The organism is uncultured Paenibacillus sp., assembly GCF_963515335.1.
GTDB lineage: Bacteria > Bacillota > Bacilli > Paenibacillales > Paenibacillaceae > Paenibacillus_I.
Map to the genome: position 1 here is coordinate 60,240 of NZ_CAUPYC010000005.1, position 13,497 is coordinate 73,736.

Here is a 13,497-nt window from a genome sequence, read left to right on the forward strand (position 1 = left end):
GATTACCGTTGGTGCTAGGCAGATCGCAGAAGCTATTGCTTCAGGTTGTCATCATCGCCGGGTGTCTGATCATGATGTATCCGCTGCTCTGGATGCTGATGAGTTCTTTTAAGCCGAACACCCAGATTTTCACGGATCCTTCCCTGATTCCGAAGACGATCACGTTTGAAAACTATCAATTCGGCTGGGCCGGGTTATCGGGCTACACCTTCGGCAAATTTTTCGCGAATACGTTCTTGATCGTCGCACTGAACATCGTCGGAACGCTGATTTCCTGTTCCATGGCGGCTTACGCCTTCGGCCGGCTTGACTTCTTCATGAAGAAAATATGGTTTGCCGTCATGCTGCTGACGCTGATGCTTCCGTTTCACGTAACGGTCATTCCGCAATACATCATGTTCAACAAGTTCGGTTGGATCAATACCTATTTGCCGCTGACCGTTCCCAAATTTTTCGCCGTGGAAGCCTTCTTCATCTTTCTGATCGTACAGTTCATCCGGTCGCTGCCCCTCGAGTTCGACCAGGCGGCGAAGATCGACGGCTGCGGTCCCATCAAGATGTACGGGTATCTGATCGTCCCGCTGACCCTGCCGGCGCTGGTTACGTCGTCCATCTTTACGTTCATTTGGACCTGGAACGATTTCTTCAGCCAGCTGCTGTACCTCAGCAGTATCAAAACGTACACGGTGGCGTTGGCGCTCCGCATGTTCACCGATTCCTCCGGCGACAGCTCCTGGGGCGCACTCTTTGCGATGTCGATCCTGTCGCTCGTGCCGGTGTTCGTGATGTTCATCTTTTTCCAAAGGTATCTCATTGAGGGCATCGCGGCAGGAGGCGTGAAGGGATGACAGCATGCAGGTTGGTGCGGCAGTTAAGCAATGCAAGGGGGTGAACAAGCGCTTTGCCGGAACGTTAGCCGCATACAGTCGAGCTGTCCTCGTTGCAATCATGAATTTTCCGCAAGATCTGATTGAAAACAAAGGAGACGATAAAATGGCACAGGAAAACTTCGTTGAGGAAAACGTCGAAGCAAAGGATGACCGGGACGAGATTTTGGAGCTGTTCAAGGATTTGCGCGTAACGGACGTGCGCGACGGGATGGATTGGGTGGGCTACCACGGCTACGGAACGGTGCATCACAGCATCAAGCCGCTCTGGAGGACCAAGATCGTCGGCATTGCGCGCACGGCGCGGTATATGCCGTTCGAGGGACCGGTGCCGAACAAGACCCACGATGATTATACGGCATGGGCCAAATGGTACTACAAGGAGGTTTGCTACGATCCGTGGCACGCGGACCTCGTCGACGGAGACATCATGGTCATGGATGTCAGCGGATGCGATGTCGGTATTCTCGGCTCCAACAACACCCTGGCGGCATTGAAAGCCGGTTGCAGAGGGTACATAACGAACGGCGGGGGAATCCGGGACACGGACGAAGTCATCATGCAGAAAATTCCGGTATGGTCGAAGTTCGTATCCCAGGGCATGGACCAGACCCGTATCCGTTTCGACTCCAAGGATGTGCCGGTCGCGATCGGAGGCGTAGCGATTTATCCGGGCGACGTGATTGTGGCGGACGGGGACGGCGTTATCGCCGTTCCGCGTAAAATCGCCCGCGAAGTCGCTACATTTGCGCATCAGGAACTGACGGGAGACAAAGCAGGCCGAAAGAGATTGTATGAAGCGCTCGGCTGGGAGCTGGACGAAACCGTTCTGTAACGGGTCCTTGAATCAATTGAGAGCTAATAGCCTCTATTAGCTCTCTTACTAGTGCGCCACGCATGGCGATTACCTAGGCGGTGAAAGTCCGCTGTGGGGGCTAGTAGTGGCCAACCACTAGCCAAGGGCAAGGGTGTCCATTGTGAGGTGGAATCTGAAGGAAGCCGGAGGCAAACTTCCGACCTGAGGAACACGAACATCATCAGGCATATGGCATGGGATGAGCTTGCTAGACAAAGCGAAGTCCAATACACTACACGGACATGCCAGTGTAAATGGTGCGGGTACATGGAATGAAAGGGAATCGCCTTACCGTGGGAGGTCTCATGAACGTGAGGAGATGCACTTCGAATCACGGTTGAAACAAGATTTACCATGAGAAGTCAGCAGACGCCATAGTACCTGATGTAGTCGACGACATCAGGGAAGGGCCGAACCTTAGGAGGTGTGGGTCAATGAATGTTACTAACACAGGAGCGAAGGGCAGCCAACTTCCAATGGGAGGCTTCACGCAGAAAAATAGTGCGGAACACGAAGGATATGCGGGAGCGCACAGTCCTGTAAGGATAACTGAAACGGACAACACCGACGCAAACGAGCCGAAGATGAGATTGCTGGAACAAATCGTAAGTAAGCCAAACCTGAACGAAGCATTCAAGAGGGTGAAGGCGAACAAGGGCTCACCCGGGATTGATGAGATGGGAGTAAATGACCTTTTACAATATCTCAAAGAGAACGGAGAGACAATTCGGCAATCCATCATGGATGGAAAGTACCATCCGAACCCCGTCCGGAGAGTAGAAATACCGAAGGAAAACGGAAAGAAAAGAAATTATAAAGAATGGGGGATGGGCACGATGGGGAACAAACGGATAGGGTTTATCGGACTTGGCGCGATGGGGTTGCCGATGGCCCGCAACCTGCTGAAGAACGATTTTGAGGTGCATGTGGCTGTCCACCGGAATTCGGAGCCGGTACAAGAGCTAAAGGGGCAAGGCGCCGTTGTGCACGATTCCCTTGAGCATGTCGCGGCCGGCTGCGAAGTGCTGATCAGCATTTTACCGGCCGACATGGAAATGCAGAACGTGCTCCTGGATGCGAAATTGCTGGATGCGCTGAACGGGGACGCCGTATTGGTCGAAATGACGTCCGGATCCCCGGCCATGATGAAGCGTGTGCATGACGTATACCGCAATAAGGGAATACGCGTGCTGGACGCGCCCGTCAGCGGGGGGACGATCGGTGCCGAGAAAGGTACGCTGACCGTTATGGCCGGGGGTGAGGCCGACGTGCTGGATGACGTGCGTCGGGTGCTGGAGGCCATGGCAGGGAACATCTATCTCGTAGGTTCGGTAGGGGCCGGCAAAGCGATCAAGGCGATTAACCAGATGCTGGCCGGCGTTCATATGGTGGCTGCCGCAGAAGCGTTCGCGCTTGCGCAAAAGCTGGAGATCGACAAGGATATACTGAAGCAGGTCATCGGCAGCAGCTCGGGCGCCTCCTGGATGTTTCTGAACAAGGTCGATGCGATGAGCGATCGCAATTTCAAACCCGGCTTCAAGCAGCGTTTAATGAAGAAGGATGTGCAGATTGCGGTGGATGAAGGCAGGAATATTCCTTTGCCGCTGGCCGGTCTCGCACTGCAGTTGTACAACATGACGGAAAAGGATATCGGCGAGAAGGATTTCTCTGCGATTGCCGAGTACTTCGTGGGAGACGAATAGTATGGAGAACATGGGATTTCGCATATTGCCGCTCGATGGAAGGCCTGAAGCAGCGCTGCTTGGACGGTTCCGCGAGGCGGCCAGCCCGCTGATCAGCGACAACATGAACCGGATGACGGGAACCATCGCCGGCCTGCGGCCGTTTCATGCAAGCGGACCATTGCTGGGTCCTGCGTTCACCGTAAAGACGAGGGCCGGCGATAACCTGATGGTCCACAAGGCGATCGACATGGCGGAGCCGGGCGATGTGATCGTCGTCGACGCCGGCGGCGATATCACGCAGGCGATTGTCGGTGAGATCATGCTGCGGCTCGCGCGCAAAAAAGGGCTGGCGGGATTCGTCATCGACGGCGCGATCCGTGATACCAGGGCATTCCAAGCGCTTAATTATCCTTGCTACGCCCGCGGAGTCACGCATCGCGGCCCCTTCAAGGAAGGGCCCGGGGAAATCAACGTTCCCGTTTGTGTGGGAAATATGGTGGTGCAGCCGGGCAACATTATATTCGGCGACGAAGACGGGGTCGTTGCCGTACCTCAGAAGCAGGCTGCGGACATCATGGACCTGGTCGCGGCACAGCTGAAGCGGGAGCAGGACATCATTCGCTCCATCGAAGATGGAACGGTCGACCGCGCTTGGGTCAACGAAACGCTGCAACGCAAAGGTTGTGCATTGCCGTGAACCGCCGTTATGACTGGCAGAGACTTCAGCAGTATGTCGCCGGCTTGTTCAACGCGGCCGGACTGTCCCGAGCAAACGCGGAGATTGTCGCAGAATCTTTGGTGCAGGCGGATTTGCGCGGTGTGGACTCCCATGGCGTCGTTCGCACGGATATCTATCTGAAGCGCATGCAGGCGGGGATGATGAATCCGGACGGCGATGTTGCCGTCGAGCGCTCATCGGGCAGCGTCACGTTGCTTGACGGCCGCAATAATCCGGGCGCGGTCATCGGAAGCAAGGCGCTGGAGCTTGCGCTGCAGGGCGCGAAGCGGCAGGGAAGCGCGGTGGTCGGCGTCAAGGGTTCGAACCACTTCGGTACCTGCGCCTACTACCTATTGAAAGCGATTGAGCAGGACACGATCATGATCATTCTCTCCAACGCTTCGCAGACCATGCCTCCCACCGGCGGGATCAGGCCGTTTATCGGCACGAATCCGTTCTCCGTCGGCGTGCCGGCCGGCAAATGCCGCCCGTTCGTTCTGGACATGGCGACAAGCGTGGTGGCGAGGGGCAAGATCATCGTGGCGGCCGAGAGAGGCGAGGATATTCCGCGGGGATGGGCGATCGACAAGCACGGAAATCCCACTACGAATGCGCGCGAGGCACTGGACGGTTCGGTGCTGCCGATGGCCGGCGCAAAAGGCTACGGGATCTCCATGTTCATCGATATTTTGAGCGGTGTGCTGACCGGTGCCGGCTTCGGCAGGTACGTGAACAATATGTATGAGAATTGGGATGAACCGCAGAACGTCGGCCACCTGTTCGTAGCCGTAGATATTAATGCTTTCATGCCGGTCGCGTATTTCAAGGAACGAATGGACCGTTACATCCGTGAAATTAAAGCAGAGCCTAAAGCGCCTGCCGTCGAGGAAATCTTGATTCCGGGCGAGCTGGAGCTCCGATGTACGGAAGCGAGGATGGCCAGCGGGATCGAGCTTCCCGCTTCGGTTGAAAAGCAGCTCGAGACATGGGGCGAACGGTTTGGAAGAAAACTGTCCGATGCCTTGAGAGGATAAATCTTGTATGATCGCGCAAGCAAGTATGCATAGCCGCTGAGGAGGATCGAACATGTTATGGAACCGGATATTCAGATACGAGCTGCCTACTGCGATCGAGTTCGGAAACGGCTCTGTCCAAGAGCTTGCAGCCCATGTGAGAAAGCTGAATGGAAACAAGGTGCTTCTTGTCAGTGACCCGGGCGTCCAGAAAGCGGGCATGACCGAACGTTTGACGGCTGTGCTGGCAAAGGAAGAGATCCCTTATGCGATCTTTAACGAAATTGAGCCCGACCCGGATATCGATGGCGTCATGCGCGGCAAAGAGCTGGCCGCATCGGAAGGCTGCGACTGCGTGGTCGGACTCGGGGGCGGCAGCGCCCTCGACACGGCGAAGGCCATCGGACTTATGCTCGGCAACGGCGGGCATATTCGCGATTATGTCGGAATCGACAAAGTACCGAAGAAAGGCACTCCCGTCATCGCCGTGCCTACGACCGCGGGAACAGGCAGCGAGCTCACCATATGGTCCGTGCTGTCCGACAAGCGGGCCAAGGTCAAACTGAGTGTCGGGAGCGCCTATAATTGTCCCGATCTTGCGCTCTGCGATCCGGAGTTGACGGTATCTCTGCCTCCCCATATTACGGCGGCAACCGGCATGGATGCCCTTACCCATGCGCTGGAATCGTTTGTAAACAAAGCCACGCAGCCGATCTCGGAGGGGCTATCCATTCAATCGATGAAGATGATCGCGCACAGCCTGCGCACAGCCGTAGCGCAAGGCGAGAATCTGGAAGCGCGTTACGATATGCTGATGGCCAGCCTGATCGCGGCTATGGCGTTCAATCCGACCCGGCTCGGCTTATCCCATGCCCTGGCCATACCGCTTGGCGCCCATTTCAAAATTCCGCACGGCACTGTCAATGCCATTCTGCTCCCGGAGGTTATGCAATACAACCTGATGGGCAATCTGGATAAATTCAAAACGATCGCGCAGATCTTCGGCATGCCGGTTGACCACATGCCGCCCTGGGAAGCGGCTGAGCTGTCGGTAATCGCCGTACGAAAACTGAAGCAGGACGTCGGCATTCATCAGACGCTGTCCGATTTCGGCGTGACGGAAGACGCGCTGGATAGGATTGCGGAAGAAGCGATGACCTCGGGCAATGTCCCGGTCAATCCACGCAGGCCGACGCTTGAGGACTTGAAGCAAATTTGCCGCGAAGCCATGAAATGATGAAAGTCTTTGAATAATGGAAAGCAACGCGAATGGGGGATTGCATACCGTCATGGGCGAGTATCGGATGCTGGACTGGTTGGAAGAACAAGAACAAGCCGGCCGTAAATATGCCAATTTCATAAACGGTGAGTGGGTGGATAGCGCAACCGGACGTACCTCCCCGCTCTACGAGTCGGCGCGTCCCAACAGGAAGATCGGGGATTTTCCGGATTCGGGCGAGGAGGATGTGAACCGTGCCGTCCAAGCGGCGAATGAGGTCTTCCAATCCTGGCGCAATACGCCCGGCCCCGCAAGAGCCGGTGTTCTGTACCGGTTTGCGGATTTGCTGGAGCGAAACCGCGAAGAGCTGGCCTACATGCTGTCCGCCGAGCAGGGCAAGGTGCTTGCCGAGTCGCTGGGCGAGGTGCAGCGGGCGGCGAACGAGGCGCGCTTCGCAGCGGGCGAAGCCTTCCGTCTTGACGGACAAACGCTTCCAAGCGAGAACAATCAGATCCGCGCCGCGGTTATTCGTTGCCCGATCGGCGTCGTCGCTTGCATTGCGCCATGGAATTTCCCGATTGTGACACCCGTCCGCAAGGTTGCCCCTGCGCTGGCATACGGGTGTACGGTCGTCTTGAAGCCGGCGTCGGCAACCCCGTGGTCGTCGGTGCGGCTGATGGAAGTGCTGTCCGAAGCCGGACTGCCTAAAGGTGTTGTCAACCTGGTGCTGGGTTCAGGGAGCAGGGTAGGGGATCCGCTTGTCTCACATCCCCTTGTGAACGGGGTCAGCTTCACCGGCTCCACCGAGCTGGGCCTGCGCATCAACGGGATCGCCGCGGCACGGCTGGCCAAGACTCAATTGGAGCTGGGCGGCAAGAATGCCGCCCTGGTGCTTGATTACGACAATCTGGAAGGTGCGGCCGAGCAGATTGTAGCTGCCGCCTTCGCGTGCTCCGGTCAGCGCTGTACCGCGATCAGCAGGGTCATCGTTCAGAAGGATCTTGCCGATCGTCTGAATGGTCATATCATCGAGAGGATGAAGGCGATCAAGGTCGGCCCGGCATGGGCAGACGGCGCCGGCATGGGACCGCTCATCGACAAGAAGCAGTTTGAATCGGTCAAGGGCTACATCGATACGGGAAAACGCGAGGGCGCCGTGCTGGCCTATGGAGGGGAACGCCTGGACATGACAGGAGAGAACGGGGAATTGGGCGGCTGTTATTTGCAGCCCACGCTGTTTACCGGCGTCACGAGGGGAATGACCATCGCGAAGGAAGAAATTTTCGGACCGGTGTTATCGGTTCTGGAGGCGGCGGATTGGGAGGAAGCCGTTGAGCTGGCGAACGCCACGGAATACGGTCTTGCCGTGTCTATCTTCACCGATCGTCTTGAGCTTGCGGGAACGCTACCGGATCTGATCGATGTCGGGATGGTGCATATCAATCACGGCACCGCCAGTCAGGCGCATATGCCATTCGGCGGTGTGAAGCGCTCGGGTTTCGGCCCTTTCTCCATCGGGCATACGAACCAGGAGTTTTTCACAAACGTGAAAGCCGTTTATACGAAATCCAGATAGTCCATTGCCGGAAAGGTTCAACCATGCACATGGTGTCTGGTTGGCAAGGGACCTGGTTCGCACCTTTCTCGAAGCCCGATTCGGGACCGAGGAGCATAGACAGGTTATAACTTTGTAATGATTAAGCAATTATGGGAATGGTGAGAGCATGAACATTACAATCGTGGATGTAGCCAAAAAAGCCGGCGTCTCTAAAACAACCGTATCCCGCATCATTAACAATCAGTACGGGCATACGACCGAAGAGACGAGGCAGCGCGTACTTAACGTCATCAAGGAGCTTGATTATCGGCCGAACGCACTTGCCAAAGGCTTGAAATCCATGCAAACCAATGTGATCGGCATGGTGCTGTCCAATTTGAAGAACCCGTTCTGGTCATCGGTTCTGGAAGGCGTGGAGGATGCATGCCGCAGTCTCGGCTATCATCTGATGATCTGCAACTCCGATGAGGAGCCAAGCAAGGAGGAGCAGTACATCCGGGAGTTTCGGATGAGACAGGTGGACGGGATCGTCATTAATCCCACCGCCCGAAATCCCGGTTTCTTCCGGTCGCTGGTCGAGTCGCGCTATCCGCTTGTTGTTCTCAACCGCAGAATTCCTGGAATAGCCGTTAATAATGTCGTGATAAACAATATCCAGGGTGCCTCTATGGCGGTCAGGCATCTGCTGGATAACGGGAGAAAGAAAATCGCCGTATTTGCCTACCGCAATGAATATGTAAGCACCTGGCTTGAACGGATTGAAGGGTATCGGTTGGCGTTGCTTGATAATGGATTTGCGCCGGAAGATTATCGTATCGTGGAATCCGAACAGGAGAGCGGGAGAATCAAGGAAGCGGTAATCCGTTTTCTAAGGGAATATCCGGATACGGACGCCGTGTTCTCTACCAACAACATGGTTACACTGGAGGTCATGGACGGTATACGGGAGCTTAATTTGCGCATTCCGGATGACGTAGCCGTCGTCGGTTATGATGAAACGGTCTGGTCCAAGCACCTTAATCCGCCGCTGACGACCATTCAGCAGCCGGGTTATCGACTCGGGCGGATCGCTGCGGAGATGCTGATCAAGGCAATCAAGGCAAAGAAACCCGCAAAGCCCAAAACGGTGGTACTGGAGCCGGAACTAATTATCCGCGAATCTAGCGGCCGAGCACGTTCGGGAAAGACACTTTGAAGATGGTGTCGGTGTTCAAGAACATTGACCGAATGAAGTCCGCGTAAATCGCGGGCTTTTGTGCGCTTGGCAGCGCATCGACTAAGCGATAGCCACAGCAAATCATACAGCAGGCCGCTTAAAAAAGCGGCCTGACACCGGAATTGTAGTTAAGGTTACCGACTTCATTGAATCCATTGTCGAAGGACAAGAACATGTATCGTTAGCCGGGGCCGGTAAATCCGGCGATTATGCAATCCTCTGTATGTTTTAGTTTCAACTCTTTCGAATGGTGGCAGGGTGTGTGCCTTGGAATTGCCCAATGGGGCAGTATTTCCCCCCCTCGGCCGAGCTGAACCGTTATTCCCGGACGCTGCCAAGGCGAACAAGGCCGCAGCAGCTTTCAGAAAGCGAACCGTGGACGCCACGGGGCGGCATCCACAAAATCTAGTAGGAGGCTAGCCGTCTCGTCTGCCGCCATCGTCAAAAGACGCCGCCGGCTTCGATATTACCTTCTCCACACAGGCCGACTAACTATTTCACAAAATCCGTATTTTGTACATATGTATATGAGTGCCAAAATGGCCCCGCAGTTCTCAGATCACATGTCGAGTTGTCCAAAGACACAAATTAACCGAAACATGAAACACCCTCCTCCCCTATCCTGAATTCGATACTGTGTCCTTCCTGAATTGATTCACGATCGGACAGGTTGGACAATAGCTTTCATTCCCGGAAATTTTATAATAAAAGCAACAAGTTTTCCGAATACGCACAGGCGAATCGGACGCCGGAAGCTTGCATTTAGGGTTATAAAACTCGTTAAGCGGGTTTTTCTTTTCCCCAAACAAGACCGCAGGCGCATCGCCAATTAAATATTCGAAATCCTCTTGCATCCGAATTTTTTCTTGCCCCTCCGCCTCTGCTGCCATTCGCTTCTCATACAACGTGTACACATAGATGGCTGTGTTTTCCCACAAAACAGACCTCGAAATGCTGGCGGCCTTGGAAACGGAATGCCATATTTTCGCCATATGCCCGGCAAACATGTTATTTATCATTTGATCACGCCATTCATAGCGATTGCCGCTCTCCGGTTGTGTGATCGTACAATTACCCAGACGCAAATTCGGCATCCAAGAATCGTTGCGGTATAGGGATTCGACATGACAATTATCAATAGCCAAATCCAATCCTCTCTTATACATCGTCATCGCATATAAACCTGCAGAAACGAGCAGAAACGCATATCTCTTTGAAAATGAAGAAGCCGTTATTTTTCTGGAGGGAGAACGGTAAACGCTTGCCAACCGATCCAAATACACACCGCACTGTTGCTCATCCAACAAATCCCGGGAGGAAATGGAATGCCTTCGGTCAAGGGACTCTATTGTCGTCAATCGTAATTGGCCGGTCAAGTAATCCCATTCCTCTTGTTTAAGCGAGGATAGCATTGCATCGTTCATGGACTTTTCTACCCTTTCCATAGGGAATGAACAAAGGCGTTCCGAATAACGGATCCTTCGTGATTTGACAACGCATTTGAAAAACAGCCTGCACGGTTTCGGAAGTCATGATGTCTTCCGGTTTGCCCTGGTCATAAATCGTTTTATTCCGAACCGCCACAATGTGATCGGCATATCGGCAAGCCAGGTTCAAATCATGAAGGACCATTACAATGGTTCGCCGTTCTTTCCTGTTCAACTCAAACAGCAAATCCAGTATTTCAATTTGATGGGTCATGTCTAAATACGTGGTCGGTTCGTCTAATAGAAGGATGTCGCTGCCTTGAGCAAGGACCATGGCGATCCATGCTTTTTGCCGTTGTCCGCCGGATAGCGAATCTACCGGACGATCGGCGAGCGTTTCCATTCGTGTAGCTTCCAAAGCTTTGTTCACAATCATTTCATCCTCTTCCGACCACTGCCGAAGCAGACTTTGGTAAGGATATCGCCCTTGCTTTACCAATTGAAGTACTGTAAGCCCCTCCAGTGCAATGGCCCCCTGCGGGAGGACTGCCAGACGTCTGGCCACCTCTTTTGTGGACCATTCGATCATTTCCCGCCCATCCAGTATAACGGAACCCTGGGCAGGCTTTAGCAACCTTGCAAGTGTCCGGAGCAAAGCTGACTTGCCGCATCCGTTGCTTCCGATTAATACGGTGATTTTTCCTTGCTGGATGTGCAGGTTTAATCCATCTATAACGGTCGTCTTACCGTAAGTCAATGTTTATTCTTTTGTTTCGATCGCCTGCATGCTTCTTGATTCCTCTCTTGGTTGTATTATTTGTTCCGGTTTTTGTACAGCAAATAGATGAAAAACGGAGCGCCGATGCCTGCCGTAAATACACCGGCAGGAATATCAAGCGGAAGAAAGGCTGTTCTCGCAATGACATCTGCCGAGGAGACGATTAATCCGCCTATGATCGCTGTAACAGGGACCAAACCGGCGAACGAACGGCCTGCCAGTTTCCTCGAAATGTGGGGAGCAATCAAACCTACAAATCCGATTCCCCCCGCATAGGCAACGGCGGAGCCCGCCAAAGCCACGCTTATCAAAAGCAAACCAAAGCGTTGCAGTTGAACCCTCGCCCCCAGGCCGACGGCCACATCATCTCCCAACTCCTGTACATTAACGGCTCTGGAGAAAAACAAGGCAAGCGGGACAAAGACGAGTACCCACGACAACATGGCATTTACATTCTCCCAGTTTGCCCCATAAACGCTTCCCGTTAACCAAATGTAGGCCTGGCTGGCAAGGGCCGTGGAGCTGAGCACAATCATCATCGTCGTGAAGGCGCTCATTGTGGCAGCCACTCCAATGCCGACCAGCACTAGCCGAACAGGTGTCACACCTTTTTTCCAGGCTAAAACGTAAATAATAAGCGTAACCACTCCCGCCCCGATGATAGCCGCAAACGGGAGCCATTTTATGTTTAATGATCCCGAAAAATAGGTAATAAATACAACCGCCGCTACTGAGGCGCCACCCGTTATCCCAATAATATCCGGGGAAGCCAGCGGATTTCGGACAATCCCCTGCAGAATTAGCCCCGATACCCCGAGGGCCGCTCCCACAAGCAAAGAAAGAACCATCCGCGGCAGTCTAAGCGTATCGATAATAAATGTATATTCACCGGTTCCCATACCCAATAAATGTTTGATGACGGCCATAGGGTGAAGCCATGTGCTCCCTATCGATAAACCCGCTATAAATAACAGGAACGATAACAGTAATAAAGTTCCGAAAATAACAACTGTTTTCTTTTCGATAAGAAATGAAAACAAGCCCGATTTTATTCGCACTGAAATATATTTGCTCATCCCTTTGTAAACCCCTTGCGTGCAATATAGATAAAAAAGGGAGTTCCAATGAAAGCCGTCATCACTCCAATGGGCATTTCCTGAGGTATAATAACGAATCTTGCCGCTATATCAGCCAATAACAACAAGCTGGCGCCTAATAACGCACAATAGGGAACGATCCACCGATAATCAATACCTACAAGCGAACGCGCAATATGAGGAATGACAAGACCGATAAAACCGATCGAGCCGCCGACGGCAACGGCGCCTCCGGCTAGGACAATAACAACGATGGCCATTAGCGTTTTAATTAAAATCGTCCGTTGTCCCAGGCCTTTCGCTATATCTTCGCCGGATGCCAGAATTGTAACCGGATGACCCAAAAAAAACGCTAAAATCCCCGCCCCCGCCATGTAAGGCCAAATCGGCGCCAGCATATCCAGCGTCCTTCCCGCTACGGAGCCAGCCAACCAAAACAATACACCTTCCAAATTTTGCTCGTCAAGAACCAGCAGGCCTTGGGTAAACGAAACAAACAAAGCGGAAATGGCAGCTCCCGCCAGCACAATTTTGATGGGAGACAAGCCATCTCTTCCCAACGATCCCAGCACATAAACCAATACAGCCGCAACACCCGCTCCCAAAAAGGCAATCCACATATAATGGATTAAAGAAGTTACGGAAAAAAAGGTGGCTGCGAAAACGACAAAAAATATCGCGCCGGCATTGATCCCGAAAATACTTGGTGAGGCAAGCGGGTTTCGCGTTAACGCCTGCATGAACGCCCCCGCGATCGCTAGGCTGGCTCCGATCACCGCAGCCACCACTGACCGGGATATTCGTGTAGTTGTAACGATGACATGTTCCGTTGAAGATGGATCATATTGAAAAAATGCATCCACAGTCGTTTTAAAAGGGATTGGAGTCTGACCTAAACCAATGCTTAAAATAAAAGAGATGACAAAAAGACAAAAGCCAAGAATGAAACCTAAAATTTTTAAGGAAGTACGGGGAAATAAAGGTGTCATTTTCCACTTCTTCTTTCGTTATTTTGAAATAAAAGCAAGAATAGGAGGATTCGT

Annotated in this window: 12 protein-coding genes; 8 read left to right on the plus strand and 4 right to left on the minus strand. The window is 53.3% G+C overall.

The features are described 5' to 3' along the window. Positions 1-71 precede the first annotated feature (71 nt). The 8 genes from RWM61_RS03105 to RWM61_RS03140 all read left to right on the plus strand — a co-directional run bounded on the left by RWM61_RS03105 (position 72) and on the right by RWM61_RS03140 (position 9,131). Entirely contained in the window at positions 72-848 is a 777-nt protein-coding gene (locus RWM61_RS03105; protein ID WP_313997410.1) for a carbohydrate ABC transporter permease, read from the plus strand. Positions 849-993: 145 nt separating this feature from the next. Continuing rightward, positions 994-1,722: an RraA family protein gene (locus RWM61_RS03110; protein WP_313997281.1), complete on the plus strand. Its 729-nt coding sequence runs from the start codon at positions 994-996 to the stop codon at positions 1,720-1,722. Positions 1,723-2,483: 761 nt separating this feature from the next. Further along, on the plus strand, positions 2,484-3,446 hold the full coding sequence (locus tag RWM61_RS03115) for an NAD(P)-binding domain-containing protein (RefSeq protein WP_313997412.1): 963 nt from the start codon (positions 2,484-2,486) through the stop codon (positions 3,444-3,446). Position 3,447: 1 nt separating this feature from the next. Beyond that, the gene (locus RWM61_RS03120; RefSeq protein WP_313997283.1) at positions 3,448-4,125 is read left to right on the plus strand and encodes an RraA family protein; all 678 of its coding nucleotides are present in this window, start codon (positions 3,448-3,450) and stop codon (positions 4,123-4,125) included. Further along, positions 4,122-5,180, plus strand: a complete 1,059-nt coding sequence (locus tag RWM61_RS03125; RefSeq protein WP_313997285.1) for an Ldh family oxidoreductase — start codon at positions 4,122-4,124, stop codon at positions 5,178-5,180. Before RWM61_RS03120 ends, RWM61_RS03125 begins: the two co-directional genes overlap by 4 nt. Positions 5,181-5,232: 52 nt before the next feature. Continuing rightward, positions 5,233-6,396 carry an iron-containing alcohol dehydrogenase gene (locus RWM61_RS03130; protein WP_313997287.1) on the plus strand — a complete coding sequence of 388 codons (1,164 nt, stop codon included), beginning with the start codon at positions 5,233-5,235 and terminating at the stop codon, positions 6,394-6,396. Between the two features lie 52 nt (positions 6,397-6,448). After that, positions 6,449-7,954: an aldehyde dehydrogenase family protein gene (locus RWM61_RS03135; RefSeq protein WP_313997290.1), complete on the plus strand. Its 1,506-nt coding sequence runs from the start codon at positions 6,449-6,451 to the stop codon at positions 7,952-7,954. 148 nt (positions 7,955-8,102) lie between these two features. Then, positions 8,103-9,131: a substrate-binding domain-containing protein gene (locus tag RWM61_RS03140; protein ID WP_313997292.1), complete on the plus strand. Its 1,029-nt coding sequence runs from the start codon at positions 8,103-8,105 to the stop codon at positions 9,129-9,131. 638 nt (positions 9,132-9,769) lie between these two features. On the opposite strand, the gene RWM61_RS03145 is transcribed toward RWM61_RS03140, so the two are convergent. The 4 genes from RWM61_RS03145 to RWM61_RS03160 are packed head-to-tail and all read right to left on the minus strand — an operon-like array spanning position 9,770 to position 13,443. Continuing rightward, complete coding sequence (locus RWM61_RS03145) at positions 9,770-10,576, minus strand: IucA/IucC family C-terminal-domain containing protein (protein WP_313997294.1); 807 nt, start codon at positions 10,574-10,576, stop codon at positions 9,770-9,772. Beyond that, positions 10,548-11,336 carry an ABC transporter ATP-binding protein gene (locus RWM61_RS03150; RefSeq protein WP_313997296.1) on the minus strand — a complete coding sequence of 263 codons (789 nt, stop codon included), beginning with the start codon at positions 11,334-11,336 and terminating at the stop codon, positions 10,548-10,550. The genes RWM61_RS03145 and RWM61_RS03150 overlap by 29 nt, the downstream gene beginning before the upstream one ends. A gap of 56 nt (positions 11,337-11,392) precedes the next feature. Next, entirely contained in the window at positions 11,393-12,433 is a 1,041-nt protein-coding gene (locus tag RWM61_RS03155) for an iron ABC transporter permease (protein WP_313997298.1), read from the minus strand. Beyond that, positions 12,430-13,443, minus strand: a complete 1,014-nt coding sequence (locus tag RWM61_RS03160; protein ID WP_313997300.1) for an iron ABC transporter permease — start codon at positions 13,441-13,443, stop codon at positions 12,430-12,432. The genes RWM61_RS03155 and RWM61_RS03160 overlap by 4 nt, the downstream gene beginning before the upstream one ends. Between the last annotated feature and the right edge of the window lie 54 nt (positions 13,444-13,497).